General features: G+C 72.7%; 17 protein-coding genes. 6 read left to right on the plus strand and 11 right to left on the minus strand.

Annotated elements, in window-relative coordinates; translation table 11 throughout:
- The 3 genes from FB563_RS36570 to FB563_RS36580 all read right to left on the minus strand — a co-directional run bounded on the left by FB563_RS36570 (position 1) and on the right by FB563_RS36580 (position 1702).
- Positions 1-432, minus strand: coding sequence for a DUF7144 family membrane protein (locus FB563_RS36570; RefSeq protein WP_055707951.1), 432 nt, complete (start codon positions 430-432; stop codon positions 1-3).
- A gap of 34 nt (positions 433-466) precedes the next feature.
- Positions 467-934: an SHOCT domain-containing protein gene (locus FB563_RS36575; protein ID WP_055707950.1), complete on the minus strand. Its 468-nt coding sequence runs from the start codon at positions 932-934 to the stop codon at positions 467-469.
- A 120-nt stretch (positions 935-1054) separates the two neighbouring features.
- A complete protein-coding gene (locus tag FB563_RS36580; RefSeq protein ID WP_055707949.1) occupies positions 1055-1702 on the minus strand; it encodes an HdeD family acid-resistance protein in 648 nt (215 codons plus the stop codon).
- Between the two features lie 190 nt (positions 1703-1892).
- Here FB563_RS36580 and FB563_RS36585 point away from each other — a divergent pair, with 190 nt between their 5' ends.
- The gene (locus tag FB563_RS36585) at positions 1893-3296 is read left to right on the plus strand and encodes a DUF2252 domain-containing protein (protein ID WP_055707948.1); all 1404 of its coding nucleotides are present in this window, start codon (positions 1893-1895) and stop codon (positions 3294-3296) included.
- Between the two features lie 33 nt (positions 3297-3329).
- On the opposite strand, the gene FB563_RS36590 is transcribed toward FB563_RS36585, so the two are convergent.
- The 6 genes from FB563_RS36590 to FB563_RS36615 all read right to left on the minus strand — a co-directional run bounded on the left by FB563_RS36590 (position 3330) and on the right by FB563_RS36615 (position 12047).
- On the minus strand, positions 3330-3527 hold the full coding sequence (locus FB563_RS36590; protein WP_055707947.1) for a hypothetical protein: 198 nt from the start codon (positions 3525-3527) through the stop codon (positions 3330-3332).
- A 102-nt stretch (positions 3528-3629) separates the two neighbouring features.
- Positions 3630-4163 (minus strand): hypothetical protein, encoded by a 534-nt coding sequence (locus tag FB563_RS36595; protein WP_055707946.1) that lies wholly within the window; start codon positions 4161-4163, stop codon positions 3630-3632.
- Between the two features lie 5 nt (positions 4164-4168).
- Positions 4169-5833, minus strand: coding sequence for an MFS transporter (locus FB563_RS36600; RefSeq protein WP_324615858.1), 1665 nt, complete (start codon positions 5831-5833; stop codon positions 4169-4171).
- 68 nt (positions 5834-5901) lie between these two features.
- Positions 5902-8553: a winged helix-turn-helix domain-containing protein gene (locus FB563_RS36605; RefSeq protein ID WP_055707945.1), complete on the minus strand. Its 2652-nt coding sequence runs from the start codon at positions 8551-8553 to the stop codon at positions 5902-5904.
- Positions 8554-8845: 292 nt separating this feature from the next.
- Positions 8846-10060: a hypothetical protein gene (locus FB563_RS36610; RefSeq protein WP_063797107.1), complete on the minus strand. Its 1215-nt coding sequence runs from the start codon at positions 10058-10060 to the stop codon at positions 8846-8848.
- Positions 10061-11138: 1078 nt separating this feature from the next.
- Positions 11139-12047, minus strand: coding sequence for a YhjD/YihY/BrkB family envelope integrity protein (locus tag FB563_RS36615; protein ID WP_324615882.1), 909 nt, complete (start codon positions 12045-12047; stop codon positions 11139-11141).
- A gap of 263 nt (positions 12048-12310) precedes the next feature.
- On the opposite strand from FB563_RS36615, the gene FB563_RS36620 reads away from it, so the two are divergent.
- The 3 genes from FB563_RS36620 (at position 12311) to FB563_RS36630 (ending at position 13617) form a co-directional block, all read left to right on the plus strand.
- Positions 12311-12769 (plus strand): DUF6325 family protein, encoded by a 459-nt coding sequence (locus FB563_RS36620; RefSeq protein WP_411573223.1) that lies wholly within the window; start codon positions 12311-12313, stop codon positions 12767-12769.
- 69 nt (positions 12770-12838) lie between these two features.
- Entirely contained in the window at positions 12839-13165 is a 327-nt protein-coding gene (locus FB563_RS36625) for an SHOCT domain-containing protein (protein WP_142219179.1), read from the plus strand.
- Between the two features lie 32 nt (positions 13166-13197).
- Positions 13198-13617: a DUF4186 domain-containing protein gene (locus FB563_RS36630; protein ID WP_055706792.1), complete on the plus strand. Its 420-nt coding sequence runs from the start codon at positions 13198-13200 to the stop codon at positions 13615-13617.
- Here the strand turns inward: FB563_RS36630 and FB563_RS36635 are convergent, their stop codons facing one another.
- The gene (locus tag FB563_RS36635) at positions 13618-15165 is read right to left on the minus strand and encodes a M1 family metallopeptidase (RefSeq protein ID WP_055706791.1); all 1548 of its coding nucleotides are present in this window, start codon (positions 15163-15165) and stop codon (positions 13618-13620) included.
- A gap of 218 nt (positions 15166-15383) precedes the next feature.
- Here FB563_RS36635 and FB563_RS36640 point away from each other — a divergent pair, with 218 nt between their 5' ends.
- Positions 15384-17603, plus strand: coding sequence for an NADP-dependent isocitrate dehydrogenase (locus FB563_RS36640; RefSeq protein ID WP_055706790.1), 2220 nt, complete (start codon positions 15384-15386; stop codon positions 17601-17603).
- A gap of 94 nt (positions 17604-17697) precedes the next feature.
- On the opposite strand, the gene FB563_RS36645 is transcribed toward FB563_RS36640, so the two are convergent.
- Positions 17698-18039 carry a DUF5713 family protein gene (locus tag FB563_RS36645; RefSeq protein WP_055706789.1) on the minus strand — a complete coding sequence of 114 codons (342 nt, stop codon included), beginning with the start codon at positions 18037-18039 and terminating at the stop codon, positions 17698-17700.
- A 50-nt stretch (positions 18040-18089) separates the two neighbouring features.
- On the opposite strand from FB563_RS36645, the gene FB563_RS36650 reads away from it, so the two are divergent.
- Entirely contained in the window at positions 18090-18911 is an 822-nt protein-coding gene (locus FB563_RS36650) for an N-formylglutamate amidohydrolase (protein WP_411573186.1), read from the plus strand.
- Positions 18912-18958 lie beyond the last annotated feature (47 nt).

Genomic DNA, 18958 nt, shown 5'->3' on the forward strand with positions numbered 1-18958 from the left:
CTACGGGCTCTCCATGGACTCCCTCCCCTGGACCACGCACAGGGCCCAGATGATGAAGCCGGACAGGGCGATCATCACGACGGACCACACCGGGTAGTACGGCAGGGACAGGAAGTTGGCGATGATCACCAGCCCGGCGATGCCCACGCCGGCGACGCGCGCCCACATCGAGGGTGTGAACAGGCCGAAGCTGACGATCACGGCGATCGCGCCCAGGACCAGATGGATCCAGCCCCAGCTGGTGAGGTCGAACTTGAAGACGTAGTTCGGCGTCGTCACGAAGACGTTGTCCTGGGCGATCGCCATGATGCCCCGGAATATCCCGAGCAGCCCGGCAAGCAGCAGCATGACACCCGCGAAGGCCGTCAGGCCGCCCGCCCAGGCCTGCCGGGTGGTGCGGGTGTGGGCGCGAGCGGAGGGGGTCGTGGTCATAGGGGGGCCTCGATTCGAATCTCGTGGGCGCGCCTCAGCGCCCGGAGGGGGCGTGGAAGGTGTCGGAAGGCCGGGCCGACCCGGCACCGCTGAGGACCAGCTCCTTGGCCCTGCGGAACTCGTCGTCGGTGATCTCACCGCGGGAGCGCATGGCGGAGAGCTTGGCGAGCTCGTCGGCGCTGCTGGCCGGGGTCGCGCCCTGTGCGGCCTGCCGGACATAGGAGTCGAAGGCCTCCTGCTGGGCGCGCGCCTGCGCCACCTCCCGCTCCCCCATGCCCTTGCCCCGGGCGATCAGGTAGACCAGGACGCCCAGGAAGGGGACCACGATCACGAAGAGTGTCCAGGCGGCCTTGGCCCAGCCGTTCATGCCGTCGTCGCGGAAGACGTCGACGATGACCCGGAACAGCAGGACGAACCACATGATCCACAGGAAGAACACCAGCATGGACCAGAAGACACCCAGTACCGGGTAGTCGTACGCGAGATAGGTCTGCGCACTCATGTCTTTCCTCCATCCGGGGCAGCGGCTCACGGGGTTCGCCGAGCCGGTCTCTGCCGTTCTCACCATGCACACGGTGAGAACGGCACGTCCTCACCCGAGGCGGGTGATCGTGCGCCCGGGTCACTCCACGGGACCGGGTGCGCCCGGCAGCACCCCGCCCCTGCGCAGCGCGGCCCGCCAGGCGAAGGCGGCCACCAGCTCCACCAGGCCCAGCAGTACGAGCCACAGCCCCAGCAGCCGGGTCAGCGCCCGCGCCGATTCGGCGGGCAGGGCCAGCACGACGATCCCGGCGACGATGCCGAGCAGTGCGGCTCCCAGGACGACACCGCGGTGCGGCAGGTCCCTGGCGGCGATCGCCGGGTAGAGCGTGAGGAGGCCGGACACCAGCCACACCAGTCCGACGATCAGTGACAGCGCGGTGATGGTCTGCAGCGGATTGCGCAGGCACAGCACGCCGGCCAGGACGTACAGCACGGCGGCCAGCAGGCCGGGAAGCCGGTCCGCGTGGTCCTCCCGCGCGAACGCCGTCACGAACCGGATCGCGCCGCCGAGCAGCAGGTAGAGGCCGAGGACGACGGCGAGGACGTGCAGCGTCTCGTCCGGCCAGACGAGGATCAGCACGCCCGGTACCAGCGTCATGACCGCCGACACCAGGATCCAGGTCCAGGAGCGGGCGATCACCGTCACGGCCTGTGCGGGACCGTTGCCCGCCTCGCCGGGCGGATATGGCATCCCGGCCCGCGGCTGCTGTCCACGCGGTGCGGTCATGGCTCCTCCTCGCGATCGGCACGGGCCTCGCACGCACTGCCGGCGGGCGGCCCGCGGCCCTGGAGCGGACAGCATTCCCGGGGCCGCAGGTGCGCCGGATCACCCGCCGCGGGTGATCCCTCCCGCCGGAGGGGGCGGTGGGGTGGAGCGCACCGGCCCACGGCCGGCCGAAGGACCAGGAGGGTGGATCATGAGCACACCGAGTGCCGTCGCTGTGTCGCCGGCCGACCGTGCCGCCCGGGGCAGGAGGGCGCGTCGGCGCGCGCCGCGCTCGGTCCACGGCGTGTTCGAGGCCGCGCCGGACCGACCGGACGCGGTCGACGTGCTGGAGCGGCAGTCGGCCAGCCGCGTCCCGGAGCTGGTGCCGATCCGCTACGGCCGCATGCTCGCGTCCCCCTTCCGCTTCTACCGGGGCGCGGCGGCGGTCATGGCGGCGGACCTGGCCCCGCTGCCGCGGACCGGCCTCGAGGTGCAGTTGTGCGGGGACGCCCATCTGCTCAACTTCGGGCTGCTGGCCTCGCCGGAACGGCATCTGGTGTTCGACATCAACGACTTCGACGAGACGTTCCCGGGCCCGTTCGAGTGGGACGTCAAGCGGCTGGCGGCCAGTATCGCCGTCGCGGGGCGGGACAACGGCTTCACCCAGCAGGAGCAGGACGACGCGGTGCGCACCGGCGTGCGGGCCTACCGGCAACGGATGCGGGAGTTCGCGGGCATGCGCACCCTGGACGTCTGGTACGCCCGGGACGACGCCGACCGGCTGCGCGGGCTGCTGGCCGCCTCGATGGACGAGGAGAGCAGGCGTCGTACGGCCGGGGCGGCCGCCCGCGCCCGTTCCCGGACCCATCTGCGGGCCTTCGCCAAACTCACCCGGCGTACGCCGGAGGGCCGCCGGATCGCCGCGGACCCACCGCTGCTCACCCCCCTGCGGGAACTGCGCGGCGAGACCTCCCCCGACGAGGAGGACAAGGCGCTGCAGGCGCTGCTGGAGTCGTACGCGCGCAGCCTGCCCCCGGACCGGCGGCACCTGCTGCGGCACTACCGACTGGTGGACATGGCGCGGAAGGTGGTGGGGGTCGGCAGCGTCGGCACCCGGTGCTGGATCCTGCTGCTGCTCGGCCGGGACGACGACGATCCGCTGCTGTTGCAGGCCAAGGAGGCCGGGGAGTCGGTGCTCGCGGCGCACACGGGCGGCGAGCGGTACGACAACCAGGGCCGCAGGGTGGTGGCCGGGCAGCGGCTCCTGCAGGCGGCCAGTGACATCTTCCTGGGCTGGACGCGTGTGGCCGGCCTCGACGGGCGCGACCGGGACTTCTACGTACGGCAGTTGTGGGACTGGAAGGGCGGCCTCCGGCCGGAGGGCTGGGATCCCGGCCTGCTGAGCCTGTCCGGCCGGGTGTGCGGGGCGGCCCTGGCACGGGCCCATGCGCGCTCCGGTGATCCGGTCGCCATCGCCGCCTATCTCGGCGGCGGGGACCGCTTCGACCGTGCGCTGTGCGGGTTCGCGCAGGCCTACGCGGACCGCACCGAGCGGGACTTCGAGGCGCTGGGCGGGGCGGTCCGCGCGGGCCGGATCGTCGCGGCCGAGCTGTGAGGGACGGCCACCGGGCCTGTCCGCGGGCGGCGCTCACTCCGGCATCTGCCGCATCTCCACGACCCGGAGTCCCAGCGACTGGCAGCGGTTCAGCAGCCCGTAGAGGTGGGCCTCGTCGATGATGGGACCGAACAGCACCGTCTGACCGGACATCATCACGTGATCCAGCTCCGGGAAGGCCTTGGTGAGGGTCTCCGACATCTGTCCATCGACGCGGATCTCGTAGCGCATGGGCCGTTCTCCCGCCGCGGGCCTGCTGCCGTCTTGCCCCCGATCCTGCTCCGCCCGGCCGCACCGGGCCTCACCCGGCACAGGTGATCCGGGGTCCGGGCCTCAGTGCGACAGAGCGATCTTGAACGTGATGATCGCCAGGCCGAGCAGCAGATTGACCGCGGCGGTGCCCGCCACCAGGCACCAGGACGCGCCCGCCTGCCGTGCGCCGGCCGCGGACCAGCCCACCTGGCCGGTCACGGCGACGGCGACCGCCAGCCAGATCGTGCCGTCGACGTCCAGGCCGAGCAGCGGGCTGACGGCGACGGCGAGGGCGGGCGGCACTGCCGCCTTGACGATCGGCCATTCTTCGGCGCACACCCGCAGGACGGTCGGCCGGTCCAGGGCCCGTTGCGCGAGACGGGCGCCGAACAACTGGGCGTGGACATGCCCCACCCAGAAGACGAGGCCGGTCAGCAACAGCAGAATGACCAGTTGCACCCGGGGGAACTGCCCCAGCGCACCAGCGCCGATCACCACCGACGCCGCGAGCATCGATCCGTAGACGGCACCCGTGTAGTCGGCGTGGGCACGGCGCTCGGCACGACGTTCCCGGGCCGTGGTGCGGCCGGTCGAGGGCGTCCCCGTGACCTTCATGCTCCCTACTCCACGGCGTTCGCGAGGCCGGCCGGTGCGCCGCCCTGCGAGGTCCGCCCACGGCGGGGCGGCGCGGTCGGCAGGTGCGGGGTGACGAGGAGGCTCGCGAGAGTGATGCCTCCGGTGGCGAGGATCGCCGCCTTCAGGCCGTCGAGCTGTGCCGAGGCGTATGCGGAGGTGAGGGCGTCGACCTCGGACGGTGGCAGTCCGGCGCGCTGGGCCCCCGCGCGGACCTGGTCGGTGGGCACGAAGCTGATCCCGGCCTGCAGGCGGACGCTGGTCTGCTGCTTGGTCTGGGCCGACAGCTGGGGATGGCTCTCCACCCCGGCGGTGAACGCGTGCGCCAGCGCGCCGATGAGCATCGACCCGATGAGCGCGGTACCCAGCGCCGAACCCAGGTTCTGGGCCGTGAACTGCAGGCCGCCGACCTCGCTGCGCTCGGCCTCCCCGGCACTCGACTGGACGACGTTGCCCAGCTGGGAGGCGAGCAGCCCCATGCCGATGCCGAGTACCGCCATGGCACCGGCGAACTGCGCGTCGTCGATCTTCGGCTGGATGGTGGCGAGCAGCCACACGATGGCCACGGCCAGCGTCAGCAGGCCCAGCCGGACGACCAGGCGGGGCCCCAAGGTGCGGCCGAGCCGCGCGGCGCCCAGGGAGGTGACGAGCATCGTGGCGGACACCGGCAGCAGTCTGAGCCCCGTCTGGAAGGCATCGAACCCCTGCACCACCTGCAGGTACAGCGGGATGGTGAAGAACAGTCCGAGCAGGATCAGGTTCTGGCTGAGCAGGGTGAGCAGACCCGAGCGCAGAGGCGGCCGGCCGAACAGGGACAGGTGCACCAGGGGGTCGGCGCCCGCGGCCTCCCGCCTGCGGTCCCAGCGCACGAACAGCGCCAGTACGGCAGCCCCGGCGGCGACGACGAAGAGGGTGGGCGCGAAGCCCAGAACGGTGAAGGGCGGGTTGCGCGGGTGCACCCAGCCCCAGGTGCTGCTCTGCAGCACACCGAGCACGCCCAGCCCCAGTCCGCCCGCGGAGAGCGCCGCGCCGACCACGTCCAGCCGGGGCGGCGGTCCGGTGCGCGCGGCCTCCTTGACGACCCGGTGGCACAGCAGGACGACGAGGACGACGACGACCTCGCCCGCGAAGACCAGCCGCCAGGTCAGATACGTCGTCACCCAGCCGCCCAGCAGCGGGCCCACCGCGATACCGGCACCGGCCAGCCCGCCGATCACGCCGTAGGCGACGGCCCGGTCCCTGCCGCGGTAGGCCTCGGCGACCAGGGCCGCCATCGCGGGCAGCACCATCGCGGCGCCGAGTCCCTCGATCACCGACCAGCCCAGGGCGAGCACCCACAGGGTGGGCGCCAGGGCGGTGAGCGCCGAGCCGACGCCGTAGACCATCAGGCCGAGCAGGAACAGACGGCGGCGGCCGTGGATGTCGCCGAGCCTGCCTCCGACGATCATGAACGCGGCCATGACCAGCGCGTACAGGGTGATGACGGCCTGGATGGCGGTGACCTCGGTGTGGAAGTCCTCGACCAGTTGGCTGATGGAGACGTTCATGACGGACGTGTCCAGGACCATCAGGAACTGGGCCGTGCCCAGCACCATCAGAGTGCGCCAGTGTCCCATGGTGTCCACCACCTCGCCGAGTGCTCCCGCCCCCAGGGGAGCGGCAGGTGCCGCCGCGCGCCTCACCCGCCGCGGGCGAGATGCCCGGCCACGGTCGGCCCCCGTCAGATCAGCCCGTGGTCGCGCGCCCGGCGCACCGCCTCGGCGCGGCCGTTCACGCCGAGTTTCCGGTAGGCGCTCTTGAGGTGGGTCTTGACCGTGTTGACCGACACGTACAGGTCGGCGGCGATCTCCTCCGTGGACATCAGGTCGGCCAGCCTGCCCACGACCTCGCGTTCGCGTCCGCTCAGCTCCTCGACGACCGGGGACGAGGTCTCCTCGGCCGCGCCCCCACTGCCGCACGGGGTGAGCCAGCCGGCGGCCAGGCCCTGCAGCGGCGGCGTGTCCAGCAAGTGCCGGATCCCCGGTCCAGCTTCGAGGAACGGGCGCCGCAGCCGTTCCCGCCGGGCCTCCCGCAGTGCCCGGGCGAGCAGTCCGCGCGCGGTGTCGGCGTCGGACTCCTGAGCGGCCTCGGCGCGCACCAGCGCGGCCCGGACGCTCGCCCTCGGGCCGGTACGGCCCTGCGTCCGCATGTGGTCGAGCAGGTCCACCGCTGCTGCCCGGTCGCCCGCGGCGAAACGGGCCCACGCCATCTCCGCCGCGCACGTGGGCTCACCGGCGCAGGAGATGTCGTCGAGCACCTTCAAGGCGCTGTCCCGGCGGCCCTCGGCCAGCTGCGCCGCGGCGGCGACCAGCGCCGTCTGCGCCCGCGCCCAGGGGGAGGTCACCAGGGCCGGCACGGCGGGGTCGGCCGCCGCCGCGGCGGCCCGTGGCTCGCCCTGCGACAGCAGCAGCCGTGCCGTCGCCAGGGACCGGCCGACGGCCGTCACCGGGTCGCGCGGGGCTCCCGCGTCCGCCGCCTCGTCCAACAGGGCCTGGGCCTGAGCCAGTTCGCCGCGATCGACGGCCACGGCCGCCAGCACCAGCTGCCCGAGGCCCGAGCCGCAGGAGTGGGGGCGGCCGAGGCCGTACCTCTCCGCTTCCCGCCGGGCCGCCTGTGCCGTGCGCTCCGCCCGGCACAGCCGGCCGTCGAGGTAGTCGATCAGCGCCAGCTGTCCGAGGGCGTCCTCGCGCGGCAGCGCCGTGGAGACATCACTGGGGCATGCGGCCACCTCGGACAGCGCGGCGCGCGCGTCGTCGAAGCGCCCGGCCCACAGCCGGGCCGAGCCCAGGTGGGTCAGCAGCAGCGCGGTGAACTCGGGGTGGTTCTCCAGCAGTTGGGCGGGGACCGCGCCCCGCAGTTCCCCGGCCGCCGCCACGGCCTGCTCGGCCATGCCGGGCGAGCCGGTGAGCCGGGCCGCCAGGGACTGCAGCAGCACGCAGCTCAGCCGGCCCGCCGCGTCCGGCTCCGCGGCGAGGCGCTTCTCGGCGCGGCGCAGATGGACCAGGCCGTGTTCCACGTCGTACGCGGACAGGTCGCGCGCGGCGCGCACGAGGTCCGCCGCCGCGGTCGTCGCCTCGGGTCCCATCCGGGAGAACAGCTCGGCGAGGTCGCTCGAGCGCAGCCCGGTGAAGAGCCGGCCGATCGACAGGTCGTCGACGAGGGCCTGTGCGGTGAAGTTCCAGTCGCCCGCGGCGGCACCGTGCGCCAGTGCCTCGGGCAGGGCGCCGGAGCCGCGCAGCCACCGCGCGGCGCGCCGGTGGAGTTCGGTCTCGAGCCCGGGCGAGCGGACCCTCAGATGGACCCGGAGGATCTCGCCGAACAGCGGGTGCAGGCGGTACCACGAGTGTCCGAGGTCCTCCACGAACGCGTTCTGGCGGTGCAGTGCGGCGAGGGCCTGTTCGGCACCGCCGCGCCCGGTCAGTTCGGCCACCAGTGCGGGGGTGAACCGCTCCACGACACTGACGCGCAGCAGCAGGTCCTGGGTGCGGGCCGGCTGCCGTTTCAGCACCTCGGCCAGCAGGAAGTCGGCGATCGGGCTCCGGCCCGCCTCGAAGTCCTTCAGATACGTCTCGGGGTCCGGGCTCTGCCGGGCGGCCAGGGCGCACAGGCGCAGCCCGGCGGCCCAGCCCCTGGTGCGCTCCACCAGGGCGCGGGTGGCGTCCTCGGGAAGCCGCAGCCCGTGCCGGTCCAGGAGCGCGGCGGCCTCGTCCACGGTGAAGGCCAGCTCGGCGTCCCGGATCTCGGTCATGGCCCCGGCCGCCCGGTAGCGGTGCAGCGGCAGCAGCGGCTCGGTGCGGGTGACGAGGACCAGGCGCAGCCCCTGCCCGGCGTGGTGCAGGACGAACTCCAGCTGTTCCGCGATCCGTGCGGAGGTCACCCGGTCGAACTCGTCCAGCACGAGGACGACGGGCCGCTCCCGCCCGCTCAGTTCGTCGGCGAGACGGGCCAGCAGCTTGTGGTCCACGCGATGCGCCTCGCCGGGGAAGCCGAGATCGGCCGGGAGCGGCACCTCGGCGGTCCGAAGGGCCTGGAGCACATAGGCCCAGAAGACTCCGCAGCCTTGGTTTCCTTCCTCGTCGGTGAGCCAGGCGACCGGTTGTCCGAGCCGGGCGGCCCAGTCCGCGACCAGCAGCGTCTTGCCCGCGCCGGCCGAACCGTTGACCATCGTCAGGGGGGTGTCGAAGCCCTGGTCGAGATGTTCGGCGAGCCGCGGGCGCCGCAGGAACGTGGCCGGCGTGGCCGGGAGGGCGAACCGGGTCTGCAGAAACGGCTCTCCCAGGGGATCGACGCGGGGACCGGCCGATCGCCTCGTGATCTCGTGCCGCGTGGTCACAGGGTCACCCCCTGTCGTCGGCGTGCGGAGCGGGCTCCACTCGATCAGGATCCCAGCTTTCCGGCCCGCACGCAGATCGCAGCGGGCCGGGCGTCCCCTCCCGCTTCCCGCATCGCACCCGTAGGTCCCTGTTCGCACCTGTAGGCCCCTGTGACGGGCCGCGGTCGTCGGTCGTCGACCGACGACCGACGACCGGCGGGGGCGGCGCCCGAACCCTGCGACGCCTGCCGGGTGGCCGCCGGCGAGCGGGGCCGGCTGCACGGCCTGCCCGGGATCCGGCAGGGTCCTGCCGTCAGCGCGCGTTGCCCGCCCGGCCCGGTTTGCCGCGTGCCGCCTCGAGCTGGACGCGGCCCGCGGCCGCCAGCAGGGTGAGCACGGCCAGGACGCCGAGCAGGACGAGGACCAGCAACAGGACGGTGAGCACCGTCGGGTGGTTCCAGAGCGCGAAGACGAGCGCGATGATCAGCAGGGCGAGGAGCGTGACGGCCCGCCGGTAGGCCAGCGCGTACGCGCCGACGCGCCCGACGCCGATGTGGTGGCCGGCCGCCCAGCGTGCCGCGGAGTCCGCCGTGTGGTCGGAGTAGCCGCGGAGGGCCACGGGCAGCCGTCCTGGTCCGACGAGATACGCGCCCAGGGCGATGACCACGCCCAGCACGATGACCGTACGCAGACTGACCCGCAGAAAGCGCAGCAGGGTGTCGAAGACGGCCCCCGCCGCGGCCCTCGACTGCACCTGGGGCGGGAGGTGGTCGAGGTAGTAGTCGCGCGCCACGACCAGGCCGATGGCCACGACCAGGCAGGCGAAGGCGGCGCCGAGCGCGGTACGGGCCAGGGCCCGGCGCCGGTGGTGGGCCAGGAACACGCCGGCGGCACCGAGCAGCACGACGAGCACCGGGAACCAGTTCCCGACGGCGTCGAGGAGGCGGGCGCCCTTGCGGAGCTTGGCGAGCTGGTCGGACTGGAACAGCACCAGTTGCTTGTTCACCTGCGGGATCTTGGCGGCTGGTTTCAGGCCGGCGGCGACGAGCTCGTCCTTCACCCGGTCGACGGCCTTGCCCACGTCCAGGGTGACGGTGCCGTCGCTGACCCCGAACGCTCCGCGCCCCTTGCCGGTCAGGGCGTGCACGACGGCGTTGTGGGCAGCGCGGTTGGCGTCCCGCCACACCGTCGCGAAGACGCCGCTGTGGACGACACGGGTGGCGATCCTGGTCACGGCCGAGTCCACGGCGGAGTCGATCTGCGGTCCGAGCCGGCTGATCGCGTCGGCGGCGAGCGGCGGCAGGCCCTGGGACTGCAGCCAGGAGGCGATGTCCCCGGCGACCTTCTTGCCGTCGACGTGCGCCCCCACCGCCTCGGTGATCCGGTGGACCGCCGCGTCCTGGACGGCCGGCTCGGTGGCCAGCGGGGCGACCGTGGACACATAGCGATCGGTGTCGAGCGCGATGTCGTGCACCCAGGTGGCGAGCAGCGCGACCGGTACGAGGACGCAGGTCAGCACGATGAGCACGGCCGAGGCGACGGTGCGCCCGACCCGCCCCGGGCCGGAGCCCCCGGCACGGCCCCGGGGCGGCCGCGCGCTCCCCCCACCGCCCGCGCCCCTGCGCTCCGGCGGAGGCGGAACCAGGTCGGGCCGGTGCGGCTCCCGGTCCGGCGGATCCACCGCGCCCCCCACCCGACCCGGCTCCGGCTCCGGCTCCGGCTCCGGCTGGTGCGAACCCTGCTCCGGCTGGTACGAGCCCCGATCCACCCGGTACGAGTCCCGGCCCGACAAGTCCACCTCCCCGCCCACCCGGCCCGGACCCGGATCCGGCCGGCGCGAACCCCGCTCCGGCCAGTGCGAGTCCCCGCCCGCCAACTCCGAACCCCGAGCCACCCCAACTGAAGCCCGATCCACCCCGCCGAAGCCCCGATCCACCTGGTTCGAGTCCCGGCCCGGCGGGTCCACCTCCCCGCCCACCCGGCCCGGACCCGGATCCGGCCGGCGCGAACCCCGCTCCGGCCAGTGCGAGTCCCCGCCCGCCAACTCCGAACCCCGAGCCACCCCAACTGAAGCCCGATCCACCCCGCCGAAGCCCCGATCCACCTGGTTCGAGTCCCGGCCCGGGGTGTCCACAGTGCCACTCGCCCGGTCGGAGCCCCGATCCTCCCGGTACGAGTCCCGGACCCACGGGTCCACTGCGACCACCTGGGCCGGAGCCGGACCCGGTTGCAGTGAACCCCGCTCCGGCCGGTGCGCGTCCTGAGCGCCCACCCGGACCGGACCCGGATCCGGGTACGGCGAACCCCGCTCCAGCTGGTACGACCCCCCATCCGGCCGGTCCATCTCCCCGCCCGCCACCTCCAAACCCCCAGCCGGCCGGTGCGTGGCCCCGGGTCTTCCTGGTGCGTCGTCCGGCGCCTGTGCCTGCCGCGTCCCGTGCGCCTCCCGCGGTGCATGCGGTTCGGGTCGCTGCGGGGCGGGTGGCTTGGTCACGGGGTCTCCGGCTGGGTGGGGGAACGAACACCCCCATTGCGTCAGCCCCGTGGACGTTCCGCGCGGCGGGTGGACCGGACGGGCGAGGGCGCACCCCCACACAGGCGAGGACTCACGAACCCCGCGCCGCACGGTCCCGCCGCGCAGGCGGGCTGCCGAGGCGGTCCGCCAGGAAGGGCTCCTGCGCGAGGACGGCGCCGACGCTGACGGCGACCGCCGCGGCGACGCACACCACGATCAGCCAGGACAGGAGCACGAACACCGACCCCACGGAGCCGTAGTCGGTGAGGGCCCGCTCGAGGGCCCGCGGCATGTACAGACGCGCGGTCACCGCCACCGCGGTCAGAACGGTCGCCGTGATCAAGGCGCCCGGCAGCAGCGGCTTCCAGCCGACCAGGCCGCCGAGCAGGAGATGCTGGGTCCACCACCACAGACCCACCTGACTGACCCAGGTGAGGGGGATGCCGAGCCAGGCGCCGGCTCCGAAGCCGTCGCGCAGCGGGCCCTGGAGCACCAGGACGCCGACCCACAGGCCCAGCCAGGCCAGCCACCGCCAGGGGGCGATCCTGGTGCCGGTGCGCGGGATCTCCCAGGCTCGCTTGCACAGGCGTTGCATCGACCGGCTGACCGCGGTCGCCGACAGCAGCACCATCAGCACGCCCACCACGCCGGTGGTCTGCTTCAGGTCGCCGGACGTGGGCTGGAGCGCCTGCTCCAGTTCGGCACGCGCCGCACCCGTCAGCCCGAGGACCGCTGTCACGGAGGCGATCAGCTGGTGGCGCACCCTCTCCGGAGCGTAGGCCGCGACGACGAACAGCAGGGGGACCGCGGTCAGAAAGCACTGCGCCGCGAGGCGCGTGGCGGAATCGAAGATGTTCACGGACACCATGCGGTCCGCGAGATGGGTGACCACGGGGAACCGGCTCTCCGCCCGCCGGTGCACCGATTTCGCCCAGGCGGCCAGCTTCCGGGCACGCTCCGCGGCCGCCATCAGCATCCCGGCGGAAAGCTCTGCGGGCACGACAACCGGCCCGCGCCTGCGGACGACGCTCCGACGGTCGGCATCACATCGCCCCTTTCCGGCCTTTCCGACTTCCGACCTTTCCGACTGGGACCAGCGTGGCGGGCCGGGCGCCCCGTGGCACTCCGGAGCCGAATGTGCGGGCCCCCGCCCCGCGTGGTGGACTGGAATGGCAACGGGGGCGGCGAGCGTCGGCCGCGGGCCGCTGTCGCGGGGCGACGGCCCGAGCGGTACCGGCTCCCTGCGCCTCACGAGGAGAAGTCATGGACAGCGTCGAAGAGATGGGGCCCGTCGACTACCTGGTCATCGAGTTCCCCGGCAACCGTATGACGGGAGAGGCGTTCCCACTGCTGGTCGACCTCGTCGACCGCGGGATCGTCCGGATCATCGACCTCGCGTTCGTGCGGAAGGAGACCGACGGCTCGGTCGTCGCACTGGAGTTGCGGGACGTCGGCGGCGAGACCGATCTGACGGTCTTCGAGGGGGCCTCGGCCCGGGTGCTCGACCAGAGCGACCTCGAGGAGGCGGCCAACGCGCTGGAGGCCGGGAATTCGGCTGCGGTGCTGATCTACGAGAACCTGTGGGCCGCTCCCCTGGCCGGCGCGCTCCGGCGCAGCGGGGCGCAGCTCGTCGCGAGCGGCCGTATCCCGGTGCAGGCTCTGCTGGCGGCGTTGGACGCCACGGAGGAGACGGTGCCGCCGGGCGGCTCCGCGGCTGCCTGAGAGCGGCCACCGGAGTGTCCCCCAGGCTGTCCCCCGCCCCTCCGCATCGATCATGGGAGATGACCGAACATGCCCGGACTGCTTCGCGGTGTCGCCCGCACGGCCGTCGTCGCCGGTACCGCCACCGCCGTGTCCAACCGCGTCTCTCGGCGCCAGGCCGGCCGCTGGGCCCAGCAGGACTACGAACGGCGGCAACAGTACGAGCAGCAGTACGCACAACCGGAGTACGCGCAGCCGCAACAGCCACCGCCGCCCCCTCCCGCCGCACCGCCGCCCGCGGCCGCCGACGACATGACCCAGAAGATCGACCAGCTCAAACAGCTGGCGGATCTGAGGGCCCAGGGAGTCCTGACGGACGAGGAGTTCGCCGCCCAGAAGCGGCTGCTCCTGGGCTGAGCCACGTCCGCACGGCGTACGCTCGGCACAGCATGACCACCTCGCCCGACCCGCGTCCGCCCGACGCCCGCGCCCTGGACCAGCGCCTCGACGCCCTCGCCCGGCAGCCGTTCCGGGCCCGGTTCCATCTGCGCGGCCGGGACCGGGCGACCGCCGGGCTGAAGGGGCCGGCGACGATCCGGTGGCATGCCTATGACCTGATCGCCAAGCGGCTCGCGCCCGCCGAGCCGTACAAGGACGGCAAGCAGACGCCGTACCGCGGTCACCCGGTCTTCGTCGCCCAGCACGCGACGGCCACCTGCTGCCGGGGCTGTCTGGAGCGCTGGCACGGGATTCCCAAGGGGCGGGAGCTGACCCGTGCCGAGCATGTGTACGTGGTGGACGTGATCTGCCGGTGGATCGAGCGGGAGATGGCGGGCGGGACCGGTCCCGGCCCCGCCCGTCGGCGCTGATCAGAGCGTCGCGGAGTTCTCGTGCCAGTGCCCGCCGCGCCTGCTGTGCGGGGCCATGAGCGACGAGGTGACCGGGGTCACCGTCCAGTCGGGGTGGCCCGGCATGCGCGGGGTCTTCGTGCCGTACAGCCAGTCATGCAGGAAGCCGGACTGGTCCTGGCCGGAGACCTCCGAGGCGACGGCGATGTAGTCGGCCGTCGACGCCGACGTGTTGCGGAACCGGTCCAGGAAGGCACGCTCGACGGCGTGGAACACGTCCTCGCCGACCAGCTGGCGGAAGGCGTACAGGACGAGGACGCCGCCCAGGTAGCGCTGGCTGTCGAAGAGGTTGGTGGCGTTGGGCGCGGCCACCGGGCCGGAGTCGTGGCGCCACTGGTCGCCGCGGGCGTAGGTGTCCTTCATCCGGGCCTCCATCGTGGTGAGCCCGAGGGAGTCGGTCCAGCCGCGCTCGTAGCGGTAGAGCAGCCCGTAGAAGTCGGCGTGTCCCTCGTTCAGCCATAGGTCGGCCCAGGTGGCGGGGCTGACGAGATTGCCGAACCAGGAGTGGACCAGCTCGTGCATCATGTGCGAGCCGATCTTCTTCTCCTCCTGGAGCAGGAAGTTCGGCTTGTACAGGGTGAGGGTCTGGGTCTCCAGGCCGGTGAAGTCGAAGGCGTTCGGGTCGTCGGAGTTGCACGGCAGCAGGCCGTACGTCTCGAAGGGGAAGGCGCCGAGGCGGTCCTCCAGCCAGGTCACGAGGCCGGGGGTGAGCGCGAGGGCCGGTTCCAGGGCGGCGGCGCGGGCCGCGGGGACCACGTCGCGCAGGGGCAGACCGTGCGGACCCTGCCGTTCCTTGATCACATAGTCGCCGACGGTGATCTGGACGAGTTCCGTGGCGATCGGCGAGAGCGAGCGGTAGGAGAAGGCCGTACGGCCGTCTTCGAGTGTCTCGCTGCCGGTGAGCACGCCGTTCGCGACCGCCCGCAGGCCGGCCGGGACGGTGAGGCGGAAACTGAAGGCCGCCTTGTCGGACGGGTGGTCGTTGCACGGGAAGACGGTGTGCGCGGAGTTCGGCTGCGGGCAGACCGCGAAGCCGTCCGGGGTGGGCACCCAGGCCGTGTGCGCCAGGGTGCGGTGCGGGTCGGCGGAGTAGGTGACGCGGACGGTCGCGGCCGCGTCCTCCGGGAGCGGCTCGGCCGGTGTGATGCGCAGCTTCTCGTCCGCCTGTTCCCAGCCGGCACTCCGGCCGCAGACGGACACGGAGGCTATGTCCAGGCCGAGCGCGTCCAGCGAGAGCCGGGTCAGCGCCCGGGTGGTGCGGATCCGCAGGGCGGCGGTGGCCTGCACCAGCTTGGTCGTGGGGTCGTAGGCGAGGTCGAGGTGGTACGACGACACGCCGTAGCCGTCGTTGCCGAGGGCCGGGAAGACCGGGTCGCCGAGGGTCTCCGCACCGGGCTCCCCCGTGCGCGCCGCGGTGCCGGCCGCGTGGGCCGGGGAGCCCGCGGTCAGCGCCGTGGCCGTACCGATGAGGGCGGCCGCGGGGGCCGTCACTCTGCTGCGATATCTCATGGTCCGCCTTCGCTCGGGCGGCCGGGTGGTCGGGTCCGGCCGCCGGGTCAGTGGGCGATCACCCGTGGTCGGCGGGTGATCGCTTGTCATGACCATCAAGGGCGGCTTCCGGTTGCACCGGGGCGGCACGTTTTCCGGCCGGGACCCCTGTCGAGCGGATCCCGATCACGAGATATCTTGATGTCGAGCAATGTTGCAGACGTGGAGCGGAGCACCCGGTGACTGACTCGACCATCATCTACACCTACACAGACGAGGCCCCGGCCCTGGCGACGCATTCGTTCCTGCCGGTGATCCAGGCGTACGCCTCGCAGGCCGGTGTGCCCGTGACGACCCGGGACATCTCGCTGGCCGGGCGCATCATCGCCCACTTCCCGGAGTACCTGAACGAGGCCCAGCGCATCCCGGACGCGCTGGCCGAGCTGGGTGACCTGGCCAAGACTCCCGAGGCCAACATCGTCAAGCTGCCGAACATCTCGGCGTCCATCCCGCAGCTGCGCGCCGCCATCGCCGAGCTGCAGGGCAAGGGCTACGCGCTGCCGGACTACCCGGACGACCCGAAGACCGACGAGGAGCGCGAGATCCGCGCCCGCTACGACAAGGTCAAGGGCTCCGCCGTCAACCCGGTCCTGCGTGAGGGCAACTCCGACCGCCGCGCCCCGGCCTCGGTGAAGAACTACGCCAAGAGCCACCCGCACCGCATGGGCGCCTGGACCCCCGAGTCCAGGACGAATGTGGCGACCATGGGCGAGAACGACTTCCGCTCCACCGAGAAGTCGGTCGTCATCGCCGAGGACGGCACGCTGCGCATCGAGCTGGTCGCCGAGGACGGCACCACCACGGTGCTGCGCGAGTCCGTGCCGGTCCTCAAGGACGAGGTCGTCGACGCCTCCGTCATGCACGTGGCCGAGCTGGAGCAGTTCCTCGCCGCCCAGGTCGCCCGGGCGAAGCAGGAGGGCGTCCTGTTCTCCGTGCACCTGAAGGCCACGATGATGAAGGTCTCCGACCCGATCATCTTCGGTCACGTGGTGCGCGCCTTCTTCCCGAAGACGTTCGCGAAGTACGGCGAGACCCTCAAGGCGGCCGGCCTCACCCCGAACGACGGCCTCGGCGGCATCCTCAAGGGCCTGGAGAACCTGCCCGAGGGCGCCGAGATCAAGGCCTCCTTCGACGCCGAGATCGCCGAGGGCCCGGCCCTCGCGATGGTCGACTCCGACAAGGGCATCACCAACCTGCACGTGCCCTCGGACGTCATCGTGGACGCCTCCATGCCCGCGATGATCCGCACCTCCGGCCACATGTGGGGCCCGGACGGCCAGGAGCACGACACCCTCGCCGTCCTCCCGGACTCCTCCTACGCCGGTGTCTACCAGGCCGTCATCGACGACTGCCGGGCCAACGGCGCCTACGACCCGTCCACCATGGGCTCGGTCCCGAACGTCGGCCTGATGGCACAGAAGGCCGAGGAGTACGGCTCCCACGACAAGACCTTCGAGGTCCCGGCCGCCGGCACGGTCCGCCTGGTCGACCAGAACGGCACCGCGCTGATCGAGCAGCCGGTCGCGCAGGGCGACATCTTCCGCGCCTGCCAGACCAAGGACGCCCCGATCCGCGACTGGGTCAAGCTGGCCGTCACCCGCGCCCGCGCCACCGGCGACCCGGCCGTGTTCTGGCTGGACGAGACCCGCGCCCACGACGCCAACCTGATCGCCAAGGTCCGGCAGTACCTGCCGGAGCACGACACCGAGGGCCTGGACATCAGGATCCTGTCCCCGGTCGAGGCCACCAAGCTGTCGGTGGAGCGCATCCGCCGCGGCGAGAACACCATCTCGGTGACCGGCAACGTCCTGCGTGACTACCTGACCGACCTGTTCCCGATCCTGGAGCTGGGCACCAGCGCCAAGATGCTGTCGGTCGTCCCGCTGATGGCCGGCGGCGGCCTGTTCGAGACGGGCGCCGGCGGCTCCGCGCCGAAGCACGTCCAGCAGCTGGTCAAGGAGAACTACCTGCGCTGGGACTCCCTCGGTGAGTTCTTCGCGCTCGTCCCGTCCTTCGAGCAGTACGCGGCGGCCACCGGCAACGCCCGTGCCAAGGTCCTCGCCGACACCCTCGACCGCGCCACGGCGACCTTCCTCAACGAGGACAAGTCCCCGACCCGGCGCGTCGGCGGCATCGACAACCGCGGCAGCCACTTCTACCTGTCCCTGTACTGGGCGCAGGAGCTGGCCCGGCAGACCGACGACGCCGACCTGGCCAAGGCCTTCGCGCCGCTCGCCGAGACCCTCGCCGCGAACGAGCAGAAGATCGTGGACGAGCTGATCGCCGTCCAGGGCAAGCCGGCCGACATCGGCGGCTACTACCAGGTCGACAAGGCCAAGGCGGACGCCGTCATGCGCCCGTCGGCCACCTGGAACGAGGCGCTGGCGTCCCTGAGCTGACGCCTGCGGCACGAGCGCCCGCGGCGCCCGAGCCGCCCTCGTGAGTGCCCCTCCGCCCCGGCCGGCAACCCCGGCCGGGGCGGAGGCCGTCGTGTCACCACTCCCGGGTGGCGATCAGCTCTTCCACGTCCGCGTCCTCGAAGCCGTAGGCCTGCGCGACGAACCAGAAGTCACCGCCTATCTCCTCGCGGGCCACCGTCTCGAACTCGCTGTCCGCCGCCTCGAACTCGGCCTCCAGGGCGTTGAACTCCTCGGTGGCGGCATGCGTGAGCCGGTACAGACCGGCGAGGTCGGCGGGCCGCTCGGCCTCGATGCGCTCGCACAGACCGAGCAGGATCGCCCTGCCCTTGTCCACGAGGTGATCGGGGAAGTACCCGTCTTCGTACAGCACTTCAAGAAACCGGTGCCCGGCCACCCGGGTGTTGCCGATCGGCATGCGCCCGCCCTCCCTCGCGCTCTGCGACTGCGACACCTTGATCCTGCACCATGCCACTGACAACGCCCCTGGAGCAGCCCGTGACCTGGTCCGGTCCCTCGTACGAACTCCTCCCCGGTGACCCCGCCTCTCCCGTGCTGCTGCACGTGCCGCACTCCGCGCGGGTGATCCCCGAGGACGTGCGCCGCGGGATCATGCTGGACGACGCCGAACTGGCAAGGGAGCTGGACCACATCACGGACGCGCACACGGCCGAGCTCACCGAACGGGCCGCGCCTCTGGCCGCCGTCACACCCTGGCGGTTCGTCAACCGGCTGTCCCGGCTGGTCGTGGACCCCGAGCGATTCCCGGACGAGCGGGAGGAGATGGCGGCCGTCGGCATGGGTGCCGTGTACACGCGGACCACGCACCGGGGCGAGCTGCGGTGCGCGGACACCGATCCGGAGCCGCTGCTGGCGCGGTACTTCCGGCCGTACGCGCGGGCCATGACCGAGGCGGTCGCCGGCCGGCTGGCCGCCACCGGGCGGGCCGTGGTCATCGACGTGCACTCCTATCCGACCGAGCCGCTGCCCTACGAGCTGCACGGCGCCGGGCCGCGTCCCCCGGTCTGCCTGGGCACGGATGCCTTCCACACCCCGCCGGACCTGGTCCGGGCGGCCCGGAAGGCGTTCGCGGGCTGCGGGGAGATCGGCCTGGACAGCCCGTTCGCGGGGACGTACGTACCGCTGGAGTTCTACGGCACCGACGCCCGGGTCAGCGCCCTTATGGTGGAGATACGGCGGGACACCTACATGGCGGAGCCGGGCGGGGCCGCTGGACCGGGGTTGGACCGACTCGCCGAGGCGCTGGCCGCACTCGTGGACGCGGTCTGAGGCCCCACGCCCCATCGGGGTGCTCCCAGCCCTCCACCTGGAGCACT

The organism is Streptomyces puniciscabiei (assembly GCF_006715785.1).
In the GTDB taxonomy this organism is placed as follows: domain Bacteria; phylum Actinomycetota; class Actinomycetes; order Streptomycetales; family Streptomycetaceae; genus Streptomyces; species Streptomyces puniciscabiei.